Below are 18,310 nucleotides of genomic sequence, written 5' to 3'. Positions count from 1 at the left end.
GCGGGCAGACTCGCCGGGGTGAGCGCACGCGAGCGGGCCCGGTCCTTCTGCACCCGGTTCGGCATGACGGTGCCGGTGCTGGAGGCGCCGATGGCGGGCGCGTGCCCGCCGGGGCTGGCGGCGGCGGTGGCCGCCGCGGGCGGGATGGGCGCCGCCGGCGTGGTCAACGACGCCCCGGCGGCGATCGCCGACTGGGCCCGGCGCTACCGGGAGGCGGCAGGCGACGCGCCGTTCCAGCTCAACGTGTGGATCCCAGACCCGCCCGCCGAACCCGGCACGGACGCCCAGTCGGCGTTCCTCGACCGGCTCGGCGGCGCCGCCGGTCCCGTCCCGGGCCCGGCCCCGGACTTCGACGAGCAGGTCCGCGCGGTGATCGACGCCCGCCCGACCGCCATCTCGACGATCATGGGCCTGCTCCCGGCCGGACACGTCGAGGCCGCCCACGCCGCCGGGATCGCCTGGTTCGCGACGGCGACCACCCTGGACGAGGCGCTGGCCGCCGAGCGGGCCGGCGCGGACGTCGTCGTCGCGCAGGGGATGGAGGCGGGCGGGCACCGCGGCAGTACCCGTCCCGGGGACGCCGAGGGCACGGCCGTCGGGCTGTTCGCGCTGCTCCCGTGGCTGGCCGGGGCGCTGTCGGTGCCGGTGGTGGCCGCCGGTGCGGTCGCCGACGGCCGGTCGGTGGCCGCCGCGCTGACCCTCGGTGCGAGTGCGGTGCAGGTCGGGACGGCGCTGCTGCGCACACCCGAGGCGGGGATCGACGCCGGCTGGGCGGCCGGGCTGGACGGCCTGGCGCCGGAGGACACGGTGACCACCCGCGCGTACACCGGCCGTCTGGCGCGGGCCGTCCCGACCGGCTACGTCCGGGCCTGGGCCGGGACGGACGCCCCGGCCCCCGCGCCCTACCCGCACCAGCGACGCCTGGTGGCCCGGTACCGGGCGGGCGAGCCCGGCCTGCTGGACCGGGTCAACCACTGGGCCGGGCAGGCCGCGGCGCGGGCGACGACCCGGCCGGCCGCCGAGGTGGTCGCCGGCATGTGGCGGGAGGCGGACGCGCTGCTGCCGTGAGCATTCAGCCCAGCATGTCGTCGAACTCGCCCTTCTTGGCGCCGTCGACGAACGCGGAGATCTCGGCGGGGGTGTAGACGAGCACCGGGCCGTCCGGATCGGCCGCGTTGCGGACGGCGACCCGGCCGTCGTCCAGCACGGCGAACTCGACCCCGTCGCCGGTGTCCGCGCCGGCGCCCCCGGGGCGCCGCCAGGTGACCGGGCCGAGATCGGCCGCGCGGGTTCGGTCCGGGTCGGTCATCGGGGCCTCCGGGGGCGGTCGCTGTGGGGTGAATGACTGCGGAGAGTGTCGAACGTGTATGCATCCGATCTTGCATCCGCAACCGGCATCGCCGACGATGGGAGCCAGCCTGCCTGGAAGGGTCGTGAGAATGCGCCGGTCGACGTACGGACATCCATCGTGGAGGTCGACGTCGTGAGCGCCGGAACGGCCCCCGGGGAGGACGGGCCGGAGGTCCTGACGCTGACCTCCGTCATCGACCGTCGTGCACACAAAGTGACCGATACGGAACTCTGTGCTCCGCACGCCATGCGGACGGGGCGCTACGAGGCGCTCTGCGGGCACCTCGTGTCACCGGCGCCGCTGGTCGCGGCGGACGGGACGCCGTGCCGGCGGTGCGTCGAGCTGGACCCGACGCCGACCGTCACGACGCCGCGCCGCCGCGGCGGATGGCTCGGCCGGCTGCTCCCGGCCTGATCCGGCGGCTCAGCGGGCCAGCCGGTCCGCGTCCGGCTGCTCGCGCCTGCGCAGCGGTCCGCGCACCCGGCGCTCCAGGAAACGCCGCCCCTGATGGATGATCCTGCTCACCATGTTCGGCCCGCGCCTGCGCTCGATCGCATCGCCGACCCGGCCGAGCAGCCAGGCCAGCAGCGGCGCCCCGACGGCCAGCAGCAGCCACACCCGCAGATGGCGGGAGAACAACGCCCACATGGTGGAGACCACCTTCTCCGAACTCGACGACGACGGACGGGGAGGACGGTAGTACGCCGACCCGGCGCCCGCCGGTTACGTGACCGTGCCGCCACCCGCTCGTTGGGTGTACGAGGGCGGGTTCCGGCGGCCCCCGGCCGGGACGCCCGGGTTGAGGAGGTGTGCCCGTGTTCGCTCCGGGTGCCGACGGTCTGGTGTTCCTGGCCCTCGTGCTGGTGCTGCTCGCCGTCGTCCTGATGCTCCCCGCCGGTCGCCGGGCCGGAGCGGCCGCCCTGCGGTCGCTGCGCAGGCTGCCGGGCCTGATCCGGGCCGAGCTGCGCGGGGCACCGCCGCTCGGCCCCGAGCCGCGCCGCGACGACACCACGCCCGAGATCCCGGTGGTGGACGGCGACCGGCCGCCGCCGACGCGGACGTTCCCGCAGGTGGGGCGCTTCGAGCGCTGATCTTCCGGGATCCCGGCGGGGCGGCCTGTCGCCGGACCACCGACAGGCGGTAAATTTTCTTTTACCGGTGGGAACCACCGGCGCTCCCTCGACGTTGCAATGATGCGAGGGCCCGCCGCTGGTGGGTCCCGCACACGTCCGTCGAGGAGGATCCAGGTGCGCTCCACGAGCAACCCGGCGTTCCGCAACCTGCCCACCCAGCAGGGCGGCTACGCCACGTTCGACCGCTCGGGTGGCGGAATGATGGGCGGCGCATCCGCCTACGCCGGCGCCCAGACGTCACACGTCGACCCGAGCCGGGCCGCCCAGGAGACCGGCCGCCCGATCACGATCGACGACATCGTCCAGAAGACCGCGATCAGCGGTGGTCTCGCGCTGGTGGCGGGTTTCCTGACCGTCTGGTCGGGGCTCACGCTGCTGGCACTGCCGGCGTTCATCGTCGGCATCGTGGTGGCGCTGATCGTCATCTTCCGGCAGAAGCCCAGCGCCCCGCTGACGCTGACCTACTCCGGTGCGATGGGTGTCGCCCTCGGCGGCATCTCCGCGATGTACCCCGGGGTGGCGCTGCAGGCCGTCATCGGCACCGCCGGTGTGTTCTTCGGGATGCTGGTCGTCTACAAGACCGGCGCCGTGCGGGTCACCCCCCGGTTCACCAAGTGGATGATGGGCGCCCTGATCGGCGTCGTCGTCCTGATGCTGGCGAACCTGGTGATGAGCTTCTTCGTCGGCGGCGGGCTCGGCCTGCGTGACGGCAGCCCGCTGGCGATCCTGTTCAGCCTGGTGGTCATCGGGGTGGCGGCGTTCAGCCTGCTGCTCGACTTCGACGCCGCCGACAACGCGGTGAAGGCCGGTGTGCCGGAGAAGTACTCCTGGTACATCGCGTTCGGTCTGATGACCACGCTGGTCTGGCTCTACATCGAGATCTTCCGCCTGCTGAGCTACTTCCAGGGCGACTGACCCGCAGCACGACCCGGCCCACGCGGGCCGGGGAGCGGGCCGGACTCGCCCCCTCCGGTCCGACGCGCCGCGGACACCTCCGGGTGTCCGCGGCGTCGTCGTGTCCGGTCGTGTCCGGGCTTACCTGCACGCTCCGCGCGCCGTACCGTCTCCCTCGTGCCCGGGAACGACCCGGTCGCGGCCGGGGTCACCATCTTCCTGGCCATCGCACTGGGACCGGCGGTGCTGGTGGGGCTGCTGGTGCGCGCACCGGCGCTCGTCCGGCGGGTCGTGGCGCTGCGCCGCCGTTCCCGGCCCGCGCCACCGGTGCCGGTGGGGCCGCCGCTGGAACGGCTCGTCGCCGACCTGCGCCGGCTCGACCGGCTGCGCCGCGGCCCGCCGCCGAGCACCCGGTTGCGCCGGGTGGCGCTGCTCGCCGCCTACGACGACGTGCTGCTCGCCGCCTGCCGGGCCACCGGCGTCGAGGACCCGCCGCTGCGGGCCTGGGTCGACGCCGGCGGCACCGCCGGAGCGCTCGACGCGGGGCGCGACCTGGCCCGGCTGCGCACCGAGGCCGCGCTGGAGGCGACCGGGGTGCGGATCGACCCGCCGGGCCCGGCCGCCGCCTGAGGGGCGCTCAGGACAGCCGCTCGAGCACCATCGCCATGCCCTGGCCGCCGCCGACGCACATCGTCTCCAGGCCGTAGCGGCCGTCCCGGGCGCGCAGCCCGTTGAGCAGCGTCGTGGTGATCCGGGCGCCGGTCATGCCGAACGGGTGGCCGAGCGCGATCGCGCCGCCGTGCACGTTCAGCTTCTCCTCGGGGACGCCCAGGTCGCGGGCGCTGGGCAGGACCTGCGCGGCGAACGCCTCGTTGATCTCGACCAGGTCGATGTCGTCGATGGTCAGCCCGGCCCGGTGCAGCGCCTGCTCCGAGGCCGCCACCGGCCCGTAGCCCATGATCTCCGGCGACAGGCCGGTGACGCCGGTCGAGACGACCCGGGCCAGCGGCGTGATGCCGAGCTGCTCGGCCCGGGTGTCGGACATGACCACCAGCGCCGCGGCGCCGTCGTTCAGTGGGCAGGCGTTGCCGGCGGTGACCAGCCCGTCCGGCCGGAACACCGGCTTGAGCTGGGAGATCTTCTCGTAGGTGGTGCCCGGCCGGGGGCCGTCGTCGGTGCGCACGACGGTGCCGTCGGGCAGCGTCACCGGGGTGATCTCGCGCTCGAAGAAGCCGTCCGCGATGGCCTGCTCGGCGAGGTTCTGCGAGCGCACGGCGAACCGGTCCATGTCCTCGCGCGAGACGTTCTTGTAGCGGGCGAGGTTCTCCGCGGTCTGGCCCATCGCGATGTAGGCGTCCGGCAGCAGGTTCTGCTCGCGCGGGTCGGTCCAGGTCTGCGCGCCCTTCTCCGCGGTCTCCGCGGTGCGGGCCTCGGCGTCGGCGAACAGCGGATTGTGCGTGTCCGGCCAGGAGTCGGAGGTGCCGCGGGAGAACCGGGACACCGTCTCCACACCGGCCGAGACGAACACGTCGCCCTCGCCGGCCCGGATCGCGTGCAGCGCCATCCGGGTGGTCTGCAGCGACGACGAGCAGTAGCGGGTGATCGTGGTGCCCGGCAGCCCGTCGTACCCGAGCTGGACGGCGACGATCCGGGCCAGGTTGTTGCCCTGCTCGCCGCCGGGGAGACCGCAGCCCAGCATCAGGTCGTCGATCTCGGCCGGGTCCAGTGCGGGGACCTGGTCCAGGGCCGCGCGCACCATCTGCACGGTCAGGTCGTCCGGGCGCATCCCGGCGAGGGAGCCCTTGTTGGCTCGGCCGATCGGGGAGCGGGCCGCAGCGACGATGACGGCTTCGGGCATGGGACGTCCTCCTCCAGCGCAGGGGTCGGCCGCGACTGTACTCGCGGGTAACCGGACGTCCGCCCGGGACGTGACGAAACTGTCAGAGGGTCCCGGCATGCTGGCGCCATGACCTCCTGGGGAGAGTTCCGGTCCGCCGAGCCCGCGTTCGCCGAGCTGGCGCAGCGGATCCTGCAGCGCGGCGTCGCCCTGGTGATCGCGACCCTGCGGGCCGACGGCGCACCCCGGGTGTCCGGGATCGAGGTCGTGTTCGACGACTCCGGGCCGGTCACCGAGCTGGCGTTCGGCTCGATGCCGGGCGCGCGCAAGGGCGCCGACCTGCGGCGGGACCCGCGGTTCGCGCTGCACGCCGCACCGGCCGACCAGAGCGGCGGCGACCTGGGCGACGGTGATCTCAAGGTGGCCGGGCGGGCCGTCTGGAACGGGCCGATGTCCGGGCCGGTCGCCGGTGACGCGTTCCGGGTCGATCTCGGCGAGGTGGTCTGGACCGGCCTGAACGACGCCCGGAACCGGCTCGTCGTGCGCTGGTGGACGCCGTCGACCGGACTGCGCTCGGTGGAGCGGGAGTGAGCGGTGCGAGGATGCCCCCATGCGCTACGTCGAGCACGTCGTCGACCTGGTCGGGAACACCCCGCTCGTCCGGCTGGGAGCGGTCGCCGAGGGCATCGCCCCGCCGGTCCTCGCCAAGGTCGAGTACCTGAACCCGGGCGGTTCGGTGAAGGACCGGATCGCCCTGCGGATGGTCGAGGCGGCCGAGGCGTCCGGCGAGCTGCGCCCCGGCGGCACCATCGTGGAGCCGACCTCGGGCAACACCGGCGTCGGGCTGGCGATGGTCGCGCAGCGCAAGGGCTACCACTGCGTGTTCGTCTGCCCGGACAAGGTGGGCGAGGACAAGCGGAACGTGCTGAAGGCCTACGGCGCCGAGGTCGTCGTCTGCCCGACCGCCGTCGACCCGGACCACCCCGACTCCTACTACCGCACGTCGGACCGGCTGGTCAGCGAGATCGAGGGCGCCTGGAAGCCCAACCAGTACGCCAACCCGGCGAACCCGGAGTCGCACTACCTGAGCACCGGCCCGGAGATCTGGGAGCAGACCGACGGGAAGATCACCCACTTCGTGGCGGGGATCGGCACCGGCGGCACGATCTCCGGCATCGGCCGCTACCTCAAGGAGGTCTCCGGCGGCGCGGTGCGGGTCATCGGCGCCGACCCGGAGGGTTCGGTCTACTCCGGCGGCACCGGCCGGCCCTACCTCGTCGAGGGGGTCGGCGAGGACTTCTGGCCGACCACCTACGACCGGGACGTCTGCGACGAGATCATCGCCGTGACCGACGCCGACTCGTTCGACATGACCCGGCGGCTGGCCCGCGAGGAGGCGCTGCTCGTCGGTGGTTCCTGCGGGATGGCCGCGGTCGCCGCGCTGCGGGCGGCGGCGACGCTGCCGGCCGACGCGGTGGTCGTCGTCCTGCTGCCCGACGGCGGGCGCGGCTACCTCGGCAAGGTCTTCAACGACGCCTGGATGGCCAGCTACGGCTTCCTGCCGCCGTCCGAGGGCGCCACCATCGGGGACGTGCTGCGCCGCAAGGACGGCTCCATCCCGGCCCTGGTGCACGCGCACCCGAACGAGACGGTCGCCGACGCGGCGCTCTACCTGCGCGAGTTCGGCGTCTCGCAGATGCCGGTGGTCAAGGCCGAGCCGCCGGTGATGGCCGCCGAGGTGGCCGGCGCCGTGGTCGAGCGGGACCTGCTGGACGCGCTGTTCACCGGCCGCGCCCAGCTCGCCGACCGGCTGGAGGACCACATGTCCCCGCCGCTGCCGACGCTGGGCGCCGGGGAGTCGCTGCAGGACGCGATGGCGGCGTTCGCGAAGGCCGACGCCGCCCTGGTGCTGATGGACGGCAAGCCGGCCGGCGTCGTCACCCGGTCCGACGTGATCGCCTTCCTCGGCAACGGCTGACCGGCCGGAGGCCGATCGGGCGGCGCGCGTACCCTCCGAGCGCATGCAGGGCTTCTCCACACGGGCGATCCACGCCGGTCAGGACCCCGACCCGATCACGGGCGCGGTCACCACGTCGATCCACACGAGCTCCACCTTCGCGCAGGACGGCGTCGGCGGGACCCGTGGCGGGTACGAGTACTCGCGCAGCGCGAACCCGACCCGCACCACCCTGCAGGAGTGCCTGGCCGCGCTGGAGGGCGGCCGGCACGCGCACGCGTTCGGCTCCGGCATGGGCGCGACCGACACCCTGCTGCGGGTCCTGCTCCGCCCCGGCGACCACCTGGTCATCCCGCACGACGCCTACGGCGGCACGTTCCGGCTGGTCGACAAGGTGCTCGCCGGGTTCGGCGTCGAGCACACCCCGGTCGATCTCGCCGACCTCGACGCGCTGCGCGCCGCGCTGCGCCCGAGCACCCGGGTCGTCTGGTCGGAGACCCCGACGAACCCGCTGCTGGGGATCGCCGACATCGCCGGCCTGGCCGGGATCGCGCACGAGGCCGGCGCCCGGCTCGTCGTCGACAACACCTTCGCCTCGCCGTACCTGCAGACGCCGCTCGCGCTCGGCGCGGACGTCGTCGTGCACTCGACCACCAAGTACGTCGGCGGGCACTCCGACGTCGTCGGCGGCGCCCTGGTCACCGACGACGACGAGCTCGCCGAGCGGATCTCGTTCACCCAGAACTCGGTCGGCTCGGTCCCCGGCCCGTTCGACGCCTGGCTGACCCTGCGCGGGGTGAAGACGCTCGCGGTGCGGATGGAGCGGCACTGCGACAACGCGGAGCGGATCGCCGAGCTGCTCGGCGCGCATCCGGCGGTCTCGCAGGTGCTCTACCCGGGCCTGCCCGGCCACCCCGGCCACGAGATCGCCGCGAAGCAGATGCGCCGGTTCGGCGGGATGGTGTCGTTCCTGGCCGCCGGCGGGCGGGACGCGGCGCTGCGGATCTGCGCGGAGACGAAGCTGTTCATCCTCGCCGAGTCGCTCGGCGGGGTCGAGTCGCTGATCGAGCACCCCGGCCAGATGACCCACGCCTCGACCGCCGGGTCGATGCTGGAGGTGCCGGACAGCCTGGTCCGGCTGTCGGTGGGGATCGAGGACGCCGACGACCTGGTCGACGACCTGCGGACCGCGCTCGACACGGTCCGCTGAGCGGCCACATCGAGCACGGTCCGCTGAGCGGCCACATCGAGCACGGTCCGCTGAGCGGCCACATCGAGCACGGTCCGCTGAGCGGCCACATCGAGCACGGTCCGCTGAGCGGCCACGTCGAGCACGGTCCGCCGAGCGCGCCGGTGCTCAGCTGCGGGACTGCTCCGGGACCGTCGCCGGGTCGGTGACGGTCGGCGGCGGGGGGACGACGAGGTCCCCCGGCTCGACGCACCCGCCGACCAGCGCCCAGGTGCCGTCCGGCCCCGGCTCGTAGCGGCCGGGGTCGTCGCAGCCCGCGCCCTGCACCGTCGTCACGGCGAGCGCGGTCAGCGCGGCCGCCAGCAACAGCGGCGCGGTGGTGCGCAACCGGGTCATTCGCGAGTTCCTCCCCGACCCCGGACGCCGGGCCGAACGGACCCCGCACCGTCCGGGGGCCCGCGCAGCGCGCCTCTACCCCGAGTGGCTCGGGGATCACGCCCGGTGGACATCCGCGAGGCTACCGGCGGTGGTGCGAGACTGCCCGGATGGTCGCCCCACCGGACGCCTCCGTCACCCCGCCGGTCACCTCCGCCGACGTGTACGCCGCCCGCGAGCTGCTGGCCGGTGTGGTGCGCACCACACCCGTCGCCGGGGCCAGGGCGCTGTCCGATCTGGCCGGCACCCCGGTCCACCTCAAGTGCGAGAACCTGCAGCGCACCGGCTCGTTCAAGATCCGCGGCGCGTACACCCGGATCGCCCGGCTCACCCCCGAGGAGCGGGCCCGCGGCGTCGTCGCGGCCTCGGCGGGCAACCACGCCCAGGGCGTGGCGCTGGCCGCCCGGCTGCTCGGCGTCCGGGCCACTGTGTTCATGCCGGAGCGCGCCGCGCTCCCGAAGGTCGACGCCACCCGCGGCTACGGCGCCGAGGTCGTGCTGACCGGCCGGTCGGTGGACGAGGCGGTCGGTGCGGCCGCCGAGGCCGCCGAGCTCTCGGGCTCGGTGCTGGTGCACCCGTTCGACCATCCGGACATCATCGCCGGCCAGGGCACCGTCGCCTGCGAGATCCTCGAGCAGGTGCCCGACGTCGGCACCGTGCTCGTCTCGGCGGGCGGCGGCGGGCTGCTCGGCGGCATCGCCGCGGTGTTGCGCGAGCACCGGCCCGGCACCCGGATCGTCGGCGTGCAGGCCGCCGGGGCAGCGGCCTGGCCCGCGTCGCTCGCGGCCGGCCGGCCGGTCCCGCTGGGCGGGATGCGCACGATGGCCGACGGGATCGCCGTCGGACGCCCGGGTGACGTCACGTTCCCGCAGGTGGCCGGCCTGATCGACGAGCTGGTCACGGTCGGCGAGGACGCGCTGTCCGGCGCGCTGGTGCACTGCCTGGAACGGGCGAAGCTGGTCGTCGAACCGGCCGGCGCCGCGCCGGTCGCGGCGCTGCTGGAGCACCCGGACCGGTTCGCCGGGCCGGTCGTCGCCGTGCTGTCCGGCGGGAACGTCGATCCGCTGGTCCTGCTGCAGGTCATCCGCAACGGGCTGGTCGCGTCGTCGCGGTACCTGACGCTGCGGGTGCAGGTGCCGGACCGGCCCGGCGCACTCGCCGAGCTGCTGGCCCGGGTCGGGACGCTCGGCGCGAACGTCACCGACGTGGCCCACTCGCGGATCAGCGGTGCGCTCCCGGTCGGCGAGGTCGACGTCGAGCTGAGCCTGGAGACCCGCGGGCCCGAGCACCGGGACACGATCGTCGCCGGGCTGCGGGCGGCCGGGCACGTCGTGACGGCGCCGGCCTGATCCGTGCCGGTCCGGGGCCCGGTACGACGACGGGCCCGGCCGCACCGGCCGGGCCCGCGTCGTCAGGTCCGGCGTCAGCCGGTGAACGCCTCGATCCCGACCAGCGTGACCTTCATGTTCCCGCCGTCGGGGAGCTGGTACTCGCGGGCGTCGCCGGGCTTCGCGCCGAGCAGGGCCGCGCCGAGCGGGGAGTTCGGCGAGATCACCTGCAGGTCGCCGTGGCTGCCCTCCTCGCGGGAGCCGAGCAGCACCTTCTCGGTGTCCTCGTCGTCCTCGTACTTGATGGTGAGGACGGTCCCGGGGGCGGCCTGGTCGGCGCTCGACGGCGTGGTGCCGACCTGCGCGGTGCGCAGCAGCTCCTGCAGCTGGCGGATCCGCGCCTCCTGCTGGCCCTGCTCCTCGCGGGCCGCGTGGTAGCCGCCGTTCTCCTTCAGGTCGCCCTCCTCGCGGCGGGCGTTGATCTCGGCGGCGATGACGGGCCGGTTCGCGATCAACCCGTCCAGCTCGGACTTCAGCCGGTCGAAGGCCTCCTGGGTCAGCCAGGTCGCCTGGGTATCCGTCACCGTCATCAACTCCTTCAGGGAACAGGGCGTGTCGCCGCCGGGCGCCGGGCGCCGACGGGGCAGCGGGGTCAGCGGCACCGGGCGGCACGCCCCGAGTAAGGAAAAACACGACCCGCTGGCGGGCCGTGTACGAGACACCCTAGCACGATGCGCGCCGCTCGTCGCAGCTCCTCGATGAACGGCGACGCCTCCGAGTTGGTTCCCGATGGGCGGATCGTCGCAGGTGAGAGCGATGATAGCCGAGCGGCCGATTTCCTTTCCGACGTGCAGCGGAACCGCCCGCCGCAGCGTTCCGGTACGGGCGTCCAGCTCTGGGAACAGCGGAAACCCGGGCCGCGTTGGCAGAGCTGAGCATCCCGTGCGGAGCGGTCGTTGTCGGTCCCCTCTGCCAGGATCACGACGAACACGAACTCGCCGCCCGCGCCGGTCCCGGTCGCGCAGCGGGCCCCGAGCAAGGTGACCGTGGAGGAACCCGCCCGATGACCCCATCGCCCACGCCACAACCCGTGTCCCAGCCCCTGTCGCTGCCGGCTCCCGGCGAGCGGCCCCGGCTGCTCACGGTGCACGCCCATCCGGACGACGAGTCGTCGAAGGGGGCGGCCACCACCGCCCGGTACTCCGACGAGGGCCACGAGGTGCTCGTCGTCACCTGCACCGGCGGTGAGCGCGGCAGCGTCCTCAACCCGGCGATGGACCGGCCCGAGGTGCTGGCGAACATGACCGAGGTCCGGCGCGCCGAGATGGCCCGGGCCGCCGAGATCCTGGGCGTCCGGCACGCCTGGCTCGGCTTCGTCGACTCCGGCCTGCCCGAGGGCGACCCGCCGCCGCCGCTGCCCGAGGGCTGCTTCGCGCTCGGCGACGTCGAGCAGCAGACCGGGGAGCTGGTCCGGCTGGTCCGCGAGTTCCGCCCGCACGTGATCGTCACCTACGACGAGAACGGCGGCTACCCGCATCCCGACCACATCCGCACGCACGTCATCTCGATGGCCGCCTGGGCGGCCGCCGGCGACCCGGCCCGCTTCCCGGAGGCCGGTCCGCCGTGGCAGCCGCTCAAGCTGTACTACGGCCACGGCTTCTCCCGGGCCCGGCTGGAGGCGTTCCACCAGGCGTTCCTGGAGGCCGGCGAGGAGTCGCCGTACGCCGAGTGGCTGGAGAACTGGCGGGCCGACCGGCCGGACCCGGGTACCCGGGTGACCACCCGGGTGCCGTGCTCGGACTGGTTCGGCCGTCGGGACGACGCGCTGCGCGCGCACGCCACCCAGATCGACCCGACCAGCCGGTTCTTCTTCACCCCGCTCGAGGTGCAGGCCCGGGTCTGGCCGACCGAGGACTACGAGCTGGTGCACTCGCTGGTCGACACCGCCACCCCGGAGGACGACCTGTTCACCGGCATCCCGTTCGAGCGCGGGGAGCAGCGGAGGGCAGGCTGACCCGCGGGTAGCCTGGCCGTCGGGCGCGGCGCGAGCCGCGGCCGTGACGGTGACGGTTCGGTGAGTGCGGAGGCGGTCGGCGGTGCTGTTCGACGGCGCGACGGTGGTGGCGCGCGAGCTCGCGGCGGGCTTCCTGGTGCCGATGCAGGAGCGCCCGCCGCCCCCCGGGCAGCTGCCCGAATGGGGCAGTGCGGCGCCGGTGGGGCTCGCGGTGGTGCTGGTGCTGCTGCTGGCGACGGCGTTCCTGATCCGGAACATGAGCAAGCGGATCACCCGGTTGCCGGAGTCGTTCGACGAGCCGGGCGATCCGGGCGAGCGCGGCGGGCAGGACGCCGGCGCGGAGCCGCGCAACACCTGAGAGGCTGTGCGGCATGCCGAACCGGCTCGCCGCGGCCACCAGCCCGTACCTGCTCCAGCACGCCGGGAACCCGATCGACTGGTATCCCTGGTCGGCCGAGGCGTTCGCCGAGGCCCGCCGCCGGGACGTCCCGGTGCTGCTCTCGGTCGGCTACGCGGCCTGCCACTGGTGCCACGTGATGGCCCACGAGTCGTTCGAGGACCCGGCGATCGCCGCGGTCGTGAACCGCGGCTTCGTGGCGATCAAGGTGGACCGGGAGGAACGCCCGGACATCGACGCCGTCTACATGGCGGCCACCCAGGCGATGACCGGGCAGGGCGGCTGGCCGATGACCTGCTTCCTCACCCCGGACGGTGAGCCGTTCCACTGCGCCACCTACCTGCCGCCGCAGCCCCGGCACGGGCTGCCGTCGTTCCGGCAGCTGCTCGACGCGGTGTCCGGCGCCTGGACCGGGGACGGCGAGCGGGTCCGGGTCGCCGCGGCCCGGATCGCCGAGCAGCTCGCCGAGCAGGCCGCGTCCGATCCCGAGCCGGTCGCGATCGGCGAGCAGACCCTCGACGACGTCGTCGAGACGCTGGCCGGGCAGTACGACCCCGAGCACGGCGGGTTCGGCCGCGCCCCGAAGTTCCCGCCGTCGATGGTGCTGGAGTTCCTGCTCCGCCATCACGAGCGGACCGGCTCCGAGCAGGCGCTGCGGCTGGTCGAGGGCACCTGCACGGCGATGGCCCGGGGCGGTCTGCACGACCAGCTGGCCGGCGGCTTCGCCCGCTACTCGGTCGACGACGGCTGGGTGGTCCCGCACTTCGAGAAGATGCTCTACGACAACGCGCTGCTGCTGCGCGCCTACGGGCACCTCGGCCGCCGCGGCTCGGCGTTCGCCGCGCAGGTCGCGGACGGGACCGCCCGGTTCCTGCTCGACGCGCTCCGCACCCCGGAGGGTGGTCTGGCCTCGGCGCTGGACGCCGACACCGACGGGACCGAGGGCCTCACCTACGTGTGGACGCCGGCGCAGCTGCGCGAGGTGCTCGGGCCGGACGACGGCGACCGTGCCGCCGCGCTGCTCGGCGTCACCGCGGAGGGCACCGCCGGCGACGGCGCCTCCACCCTGCGGCTGCTGCGCGACCCGGACGACCCGGCGTGGTGGGAGCGGACCCGGTCCGCGCTGCTCGCGGCGCGCTCGGCGCGGCCGCAACCCGCCCGCGACGACAAGGTGGTCACCGCCTGGAACGCGCTCGCCGTCGTCGCGCTGGCGGAGGTGGGGGCGGCCACGGCCCGCCCGGAGTGGGTGCGGGCCGCCGGCCGGATCGCCGATCTGCTGCTCGACGTGCACGTCGTCGACGGGCGGCTGCGGCGCTCGTCGCGGCACGGCCGGCCGGGGGACGCCGACGGCGTGCTGGAGGACCACGCACTGCTCGTCGCCGGGCTGCTCGCGCTGCACCAGGCGACCGGCGACCCGGGCCGGCTGACCGCGGCGCTGGAGCTGCTCGACACCACCCTGGAGCGGTTCGCCGCACCCGATCGGCCGGGCAGCTACCTGGACACCGCCGCCGACTCCGCGGCCGCCGACCTGCTGCTGCACCGGCCGCGCGAGCTGACCGACAACGCCTCGCCGTGCGGTTCGTCGGCGCTCGCCGAGGCGCTGGTGACGGCGTCGGCGCTGGCCGGGCCGGACCGGGCGGCCCGCTACCGGGAGGCCGCCGAACGGGCCGTGCGCTCGGTCGGGACGCTCGCCGGGCGCGCGCCGCGCTTCCTCGGGCACTGGCTGACCGCGGCCGAGGCGCTGGTCGGCGGTCCGCTGCAGGTGGCGGTGGCCGGCGAGGCCGGTGCCGGGCCGCTGACCGACCGGGCCCGCCGGGAGGCGCCCGGCGGCGCCGTCGTCGTCGCGGGGGAGCCGGACGCGGACGGGATCCCGCTGCTCGCCGGGCGCGGCACGGTCGGTGGCAGCGCGGCGGCGTACGTGTGCCGGGGTTTCGTGTGCGACGTGCCGGTGACCGGGCCCGACGAGCTGGCGGCGCTGCTGGCGCGATGATCCTCATCGCGCTACGACGTAACGAGTGCAATGCTGTAATCATCGACCCGGGAGGTGTCCGATGATGACAGCACGAGGACGTGGACGCGGCGGCTGGCAGCAGGCCGACCTGCCGCCCGCCGACGACGCGCAGGCCTGGTTCTCCGGCCGGCTGCCGGACGGGTGGTTCGCCGGGGCGCCGGAAGTCACCTGCGACCGGGACGAGATCGTCGTGGTCGGGGAGCTGCCCGCGCTGGACACCGCGCATCCCGACACCGACGCCGGTCGGGCCGACGCGGCCGCCGAGGAGTCCGGCCGGATCTCCCGGTTCCGCGAGGAGACCCGGGAGGCGCGGATCGAGATCGCCCGGCAGGCGGAGGCCCGCTACCGGCGCAAGGTCGCGTGGGGAGCCCGGCTCGGCGGGACGACCGAGCTGTTCACCACCATCTCGGTGCCGGTGATGACCCGGCTGCGGCAGCCGGAGCGGCTGGTGCTCGACACCCTGGTCGACGCCGGCGTGGCCCGGTCCCGCTCGGACGCGCTGAGCTGGTCGGTCCGGCTGGTCGGGCAGCACGCCGACGAGTGGCTGGCCGAGCTGCGGTCGGCGATGGCGCGGGTGGACGACCTGCGGGCCCAGGGCCCGGGCTGAGCCCGGTCTGCGCCGGCCCGGCCCGGTCAGCGCAGCAGCACCAGCCAGATCGCGATGTGGTGGCAGGCCCAGGCCAGCACGGTCGCCGCGTGGAAGATCTCGTGGTAGCCGAACGTCGCGGGCCACGGATCGGGCCGGCGCAGCGCGTACACCACCGCGCCCGCCGTGTAGAGCGCCCCACCGGCGAGCAGCAGCACGAGCGCGGCGACGCCGCCGCCGTCGAGCAGGCCGGGGAGCACGAAGACGGCCACCCAGCCGAGCGCGACGTAGATCGGCACCCCGACCCAGGACGGTGCCGACGGCCACGCCAGCTTCAGCGCGACCCCGGCGAGCGCGCCGCCCCAGACCACCGCCAGCACCCAGGTCGCGGTGTCCGCGGGCAGGGCGAGCACCGCCACCGGGGTGTAGGTGCCCGCGATGAACAGGAAGATCATCGAGTGGTCCAGGCGCTTCATCAGCCGCCGCCGGCCCGGATCGCTCCAGGTGCGCCGGTGGTAGAGCGAGCTGATCCCGAACAGGCCGAACGTGGTCAGCGTGTAGACCGCGGTCGCGACCGCGGCCGGTGCGCCGACCAGCGCGCCGGCGATGCTGATCAGCGCTGCGCAGGCGAAGACGGACGCGACCAGGCTCCACAGGTGCAGCCAGCCGCGCATCCGGGGCTTCAGCGGCGCGGGGGCCGTGCTCAGCGGGGACACGTCCCGACGTTACGTGCCGTACCGGCGCACGTCCCGGCAGGCGGGCGAACGCCACACCCGTTGCGGCGCCCGGCGACCAGCGCCCGCGTCGGCTCCCGGCCGTCGGACTAGGGTCCGTGTTCGTGGCAGTTCGAGATCTGCTCTACACGGTGTACGAGCGCAGGATCCTGCGCCAGATCGCCGGCGCCGACAGTCCGAAGCACGTCGCGCTGATCCTGGACGGCAACCGTCGCTGGGCGCGCGAGGCCGGGCTCGACGATCCGGCCGAGGGGCACCGCGCCGGTGCCGCCAAGATCGCGGAGATGCTCGGCTGGTGCTCCGAGGCCGGGGTCGAGGTGGTGACGGTCTTCCTGCTCTCGACCGACAACCTCGACACCCGGTCGCCGGACGAGCTGAAGGACCTGCTCGAGATCATCGGCGGGGTGGTGGACGACCTGTCCGGCCCGGAGACGCCGTGGCGGTTGCGGGTGGTCGGGGCGATGGAGCTGCTGCCGGCGTCGCTCGCGGACCGGCTGGCGGCGGCCGTGGCGCGCACCGGCGACCGCGGCGGGCTGCAGCTGAACGTCGCCGTCGGCTACGGCGGCCGCCAGGAGATCGCCGACGCCGTCCGCAAGATGCTGCTCACCCAGGCGGAGTCCGGCCGCACCCTGGAGGAGATCGCGGAGAGCCTGGACGTCGACCACATCGCGGAGCATCTCTACACGTCCGGTCAGCCGGATCCGGACCTCGTCATCCGGACCAGCGGTGAGCAACGTCTGTCCGGCTTCCTGCTGTGGCAGTCGGCCCATTCGGAGTTCTGGTTCTGCGAGGCGTACTGGCCGGAGTTCCGGCGGGTCGATTTCCTGCGCGCGCTGCGCGATTTCGCCGCACGGCACCGACGTTTCGGCGGCTGATCCGAATTCGTGCGTAACCTTCGGCGCGCTCGCTCGTTATAGAGGATTCAGTCGTGCGGGCGGGCGCGCCCCCGGTGATGCGAGAAGGGCCCCGGGGGTGCACCCCGGGGCCCTTCTGCTGCGCGATGCGCGAACGACTTACTTGTAGCCCTTGTCGCTCTTGTCGCCACCGTGCTGCTTGCCGCCGTTGTCCTGGTCGAACTCGTCGCCGACCTCGGAGGCGTTGGTGCAGCTGACGCTGTTGTCCGAGGTGACGCCGGAGGAGTTCTCGGCCTCGGAGAACAGGCCGCCCAGGGCACCCTGGATCAGGCTGTTGCCGTTGAGCGCGGTGCCGCAGAGCTGCGGGGACACGTTCAGGTTGTTGCCCGAGACGTTGACCAGACCGGTGCTGGACTTGTCCGCGACGTTGCCGCCGTTGTGCCCGAACTGGACATCGGTCTTGTCGATGTCCTTCACGTCGGTGTAGGTCTTGTTGTAGCTGTCCTTGGTCTTGTTGAAGCTGTCGGTCGCCTCGTGGCTGTCGCTTGCGAACGCCAGCGGGCTCAGCGCGACGAGCGACGCGGCGCCGGCCGCGACGACGATTCCAGCCTTCTTCAGCACAGTCCGTCTCCTGTTTGAGTCGGAGAGCGCGCACGGGGGATCCGGAGCACTCTCAGTACTTGTCGACGCTCGAACCGGGGAGCCCGCATCGACTGGGCGTCAATCTAACGGAGGCTTCCGGCGGCGACAATCTGACCCTCCGTATTTTTTTCGGCGGAACTGCGGGCCGTTCGGGTACCAGGGGATTCGTCGATCGCGATCTCCCCTCGCCCGGCGTGGCGAACGGGCGTGTCGTGACTGCGCCGGTCGGTGTATCCCGAACGGGCCGAGCGGTGCAGGGGGAGACGGCGCGCGGAAGGGGGCCGTCCGCGCGCCGGCGCCGGGGAGGCGTTCGCGCCGGAGCACCCGGCGCGGCGGGACGGTCCGGGCGCGCTCCGGTGTACGGCCCCGCGGCGCGGTCGGGTGTGGTCCCGGTTGCGCGGTCCGGGCATGGTCCGGCGGCGCGGTCCGGGTGTGGCTCGGGTGCGGTCCTGCGGTGCGACCTCGCGGTGCGGCCCGGCGGCATGGTCGGGGTGCGGCCCCGCGGTGCGGCCCCGCGGTGCGGCCCGGCGGTGTGGTCCGGGTGCGGCCCGGCGGTGTGGTCCGGGTGCGGCCCCGCGGTGCGGCCCGGCGGCGTGGTCCGGCGGCGTGGTCCGGGTGTAGCCCCGCGGTGCGGTCCGGCGGTGCTGCCCCGCGGTGCGGTCCGGCGGAGTGGTCCGGTGCGACCCCGTGGCGTGGTCCGGCGGGGTGGTCCGGTGCGGCCCGGCGGCATGGTCCGACGGCGCGGTCCGACGGTGTGATCCGGGTGTGCCCCGGCGGAGCGCGGTGCTCCGGCGGACCGGCCGGCCCGGGGTGTCGCCGGCATACCGCCGGCGCGAGCGGGTCCGTGGGCGGGCGCGTGAACAGGGCCGGAGCCGCGGCCCGCCCGACCGGACCGGATCCCGGGCCGATCACCGGGTGTGAGCAACCGCCCGGCATCCGGACGGCCCC

At 74.4% G+C, this 18,310-nt stretch carries 21 protein-coding genes; 14 read left to right on the top strand and 7 right to left on the bottom strand.

Annotation, left to right across the window (positions count from 1 at the left end):
- The first annotated feature begins 18 nt into the window (after positions 1 to 18).
- Positions 19 to 1,068 (top strand): NAD(P)H-dependent flavin oxidoreductase, encoded by a 1,050-nt coding sequence (locus tag ABD160_RS24835; protein WP_344026592.1) that lies wholly within the window; start codon positions 19 to 21, stop codon positions 1,066 to 1,068.
- Between the two features lie 4 nt (positions 1,069 to 1,072).
- Here ABD160_RS24835 and ABD160_RS24830 read toward each other — a convergent pair whose 3' ends face one another.
- Entirely contained in the window at positions 1,073 to 1,309 is a 237-nt protein-coding gene (locus ABD160_RS24830; protein WP_344026590.1) for a DUF397 domain-containing protein, read from the bottom strand.
- A 54-nt stretch (positions 1,310 to 1,363) separates the two neighbouring features.
- Here ABD160_RS24830 and ABD160_RS24825 point away from each other — a divergent pair, with 54 nt between their 5' ends.
- Positions 1,364 to 1,765 (top strand): hypothetical protein, encoded by a 402-nt coding sequence (locus ABD160_RS24825; protein ID WP_344026588.1) that lies wholly within the window; start codon positions 1,364 to 1,366, stop codon positions 1,763 to 1,765.
- Positions 1,766 to 1,774: 9 nt separating this feature from the next.
- Here ABD160_RS24825 and ABD160_RS24820 read toward each other — a convergent pair whose 3' ends face one another.
- On the bottom strand, positions 1,775 to 1,999 hold the full coding sequence (locus tag ABD160_RS24820; protein ID WP_344026586.1) for a hypothetical protein: 225 nt from the start codon (positions 1,997 to 1,999) through the stop codon (positions 1,775 to 1,777).
- Positions 2,000 to 2,166: 167 nt separating this feature from the next.
- Between ABD160_RS24820 and ABD160_RS24815 the strand changes: the two genes are divergently transcribed.
- The 3 genes from ABD160_RS24815 to ABD160_RS24805 all read left to right on the top strand — a co-directional run bounded on the left by ABD160_RS24815 (position 2,167) and on the right by ABD160_RS24805 (position 4,008).
- Positions 2,167 to 2,442, top strand: coding sequence for a hypothetical protein (locus tag ABD160_RS24815; protein ID WP_344026584.1), 276 nt, complete (start codon positions 2,167 to 2,169; stop codon positions 2,440 to 2,442).
- 156 nt (positions 2,443 to 2,598) lie between these two features.
- The gene (locus ABD160_RS24810) at positions 2,599 to 3,399 is read left to right on the top strand and encodes a Bax inhibitor-1/YccA family protein (RefSeq protein ID WP_344026582.1); all 801 of its coding nucleotides are present in this window, start codon (positions 2,599 to 2,601) and stop codon (positions 3,397 to 3,399) included.
- Between the two features lie 156 nt (positions 3,400 to 3,555).
- Positions 3,556 to 4,008: a hypothetical protein gene (locus ABD160_RS24805; protein ID WP_344026580.1), complete on the top strand. Its 453-nt coding sequence runs from the start codon at positions 3,556 to 3,558 to the stop codon at positions 4,006 to 4,008.
- A gap of 7 nt (positions 4,009 to 4,015) precedes the next feature.
- On the opposite strand, the gene ABD160_RS24800 is transcribed toward ABD160_RS24805, so the two are convergent.
- Positions 4,016 to 5,236 (bottom strand): acetyl-CoA C-acetyltransferase, encoded by a 1,221-nt coding sequence (locus ABD160_RS24800; RefSeq protein WP_344026578.1) that lies wholly within the window; start codon positions 5,234 to 5,236, stop codon positions 4,016 to 4,018.
- A 108-nt stretch (positions 5,237 to 5,344) separates the two neighbouring features.
- Between ABD160_RS24800 and ABD160_RS24795 the strand changes: the two genes are divergently transcribed.
- The 3 genes from ABD160_RS24795 to ABD160_RS24785 are packed head-to-tail and all read left to right on the top strand — an operon-like array spanning position 5,345 to position 8,382.
- Positions 5,345 to 5,806, top strand: a complete 462-nt coding sequence (locus tag ABD160_RS24795; RefSeq protein ID WP_344026576.1) for a pyridoxamine 5'-phosphate oxidase family protein — start codon at positions 5,345 to 5,347, stop codon at positions 5,804 to 5,806.
- Between the two features lie 19 nt (positions 5,807 to 5,825).
- Entirely contained in the window at positions 5,826 to 7,193 is a 1,368-nt protein-coding gene (locus ABD160_RS24790) for a cystathionine beta-synthase (protein WP_344026574.1), read from the top strand.
- A 43-nt stretch (positions 7,194 to 7,236) separates the two neighbouring features.
- Positions 7,237 to 8,382 carry a cystathionine gamma-synthase gene (locus ABD160_RS24785; RefSeq protein ID WP_344026572.1) on the top strand — a complete coding sequence of 382 codons (1,146 nt, stop codon included), beginning with the start codon at positions 7,237 to 7,239 and terminating at the stop codon, positions 8,380 to 8,382.
- A 147-nt stretch (positions 8,383 to 8,529) separates the two neighbouring features.
- Here the strand turns inward: ABD160_RS24785 and ABD160_RS24780 are convergent, their stop codons facing one another.
- Positions 8,530 to 8,757, bottom strand: a complete 228-nt coding sequence (locus ABD160_RS24780) for a hypothetical protein (protein WP_344026570.1) — start codon at positions 8,755 to 8,757, stop codon at positions 8,530 to 8,532.
- 149 nt (positions 8,758 to 8,906) lie between these two features.
- On the opposite strand from ABD160_RS24780, the gene ilvA reads away from it, so the two are divergent.
- The gene (ilvA, locus tag ABD160_RS24775; RefSeq protein ID WP_344026568.1) at positions 8,907 to 10,145 is read left to right on the top strand and encodes a threonine ammonia-lyase; all 1,239 of its coding nucleotides are present in this window, start codon (positions 8,907 to 8,909) and stop codon (positions 10,143 to 10,145) included.
- A 74-nt stretch (positions 10,146 to 10,219) separates the two neighbouring features.
- On the opposite strand, the gene greA is transcribed toward ilvA, so the two are convergent.
- Positions 10,220 to 10,708, bottom strand: a complete 489-nt coding sequence (gene greA, locus ABD160_RS24770; RefSeq protein ID WP_344026566.1) for a transcription elongation factor GreA — start codon at positions 10,706 to 10,708, stop codon at positions 10,220 to 10,222.
- A 506-nt stretch (positions 10,709 to 11,214) separates the two neighbouring features.
- Here greA and mca point away from each other — a divergent pair.
- The 4 genes from mca to ABD160_RS24750 all read left to right on the top strand — a co-directional run bounded on the left by mca (position 11,215) and on the right by ABD160_RS24750 (position 15,153).
- On the top strand, positions 11,215 to 12,138 hold the full coding sequence (gene mca / locus ABD160_RS24765) for a mycothiol conjugate amidase Mca (RefSeq protein WP_344026564.1): 924 nt from the start codon (positions 11,215 to 11,217) through the stop codon (positions 12,136 to 12,138).
- 64 nt (positions 12,139 to 12,202) lie between these two features.
- Positions 12,203 to 12,496: a hypothetical protein gene (locus tag ABD160_RS24760; RefSeq protein ID WP_344026562.1), complete on the top strand. Its 294-nt coding sequence runs from the start codon at positions 12,203 to 12,205 to the stop codon at positions 12,494 to 12,496.
- A 13-nt stretch (positions 12,497 to 12,509) separates the two neighbouring features.
- Positions 12,510 to 14,525 (top strand): thioredoxin domain-containing protein, encoded by a 2,016-nt coding sequence (locus ABD160_RS24755; protein ID WP_344026560.1) that lies wholly within the window; start codon positions 12,510 to 12,512, stop codon positions 14,523 to 14,525.
- Positions 14,526 to 14,586: 61 nt separating this feature from the next.
- Positions 14,587 to 15,153, top strand: a complete 567-nt coding sequence (locus ABD160_RS24750) for a hypothetical protein (RefSeq protein ID WP_344026558.1) — start codon at positions 14,587 to 14,589, stop codon at positions 15,151 to 15,153.
- 26 nt (positions 15,154 to 15,179) lie between these two features.
- On the opposite strand, the gene trhA is transcribed toward ABD160_RS24750, so the two are convergent.
- Positions 15,180 to 15,806 (bottom strand): PAQR family membrane homeostasis protein TrhA, encoded by a 627-nt coding sequence (trhA, locus tag ABD160_RS24745; RefSeq protein WP_344026833.1) that lies wholly within the window; start codon positions 15,804 to 15,806, stop codon positions 15,180 to 15,182.
- Positions 15,807 to 15,970: 164 nt separating this feature from the next.
- Between trhA and ABD160_RS24740 the strand changes: the two genes are divergently transcribed.
- Positions 15,971 to 16,741 carry an isoprenyl transferase gene (locus ABD160_RS24740; RefSeq protein WP_344026556.1) on the top strand — a complete coding sequence of 257 codons (771 nt, stop codon included), beginning with the start codon at positions 15,971 to 15,973 and terminating at the stop codon, positions 16,739 to 16,741.
- Positions 16,742 to 16,879: 138 nt separating this feature from the next.
- Here the strand turns inward: ABD160_RS24740 and ABD160_RS24735 are convergent, their stop codons facing one another.
- Positions 16,880 to 17,341, bottom strand: coding sequence for a hypothetical protein (locus ABD160_RS24735; protein ID WP_344026554.1), 462 nt, complete (start codon positions 17,339 to 17,341; stop codon positions 16,880 to 16,882).
- Positions 17,342 to 18,310: the final 969 nt, after the last annotated feature.

This window comes from Pseudonocardia kongjuensis, from assembly GCF_039526905.1.
GTDB lineage: Bacteria > Actinomycetota > Actinomycetes > Mycobacteriales > Pseudonocardiaceae > Pseudonocardia > Pseudonocardia kongjuensis.
Note: the sequence above shows the minus strand (reverse complement) of the source record. Positions and strands in the feature narration are given on the sequence as shown.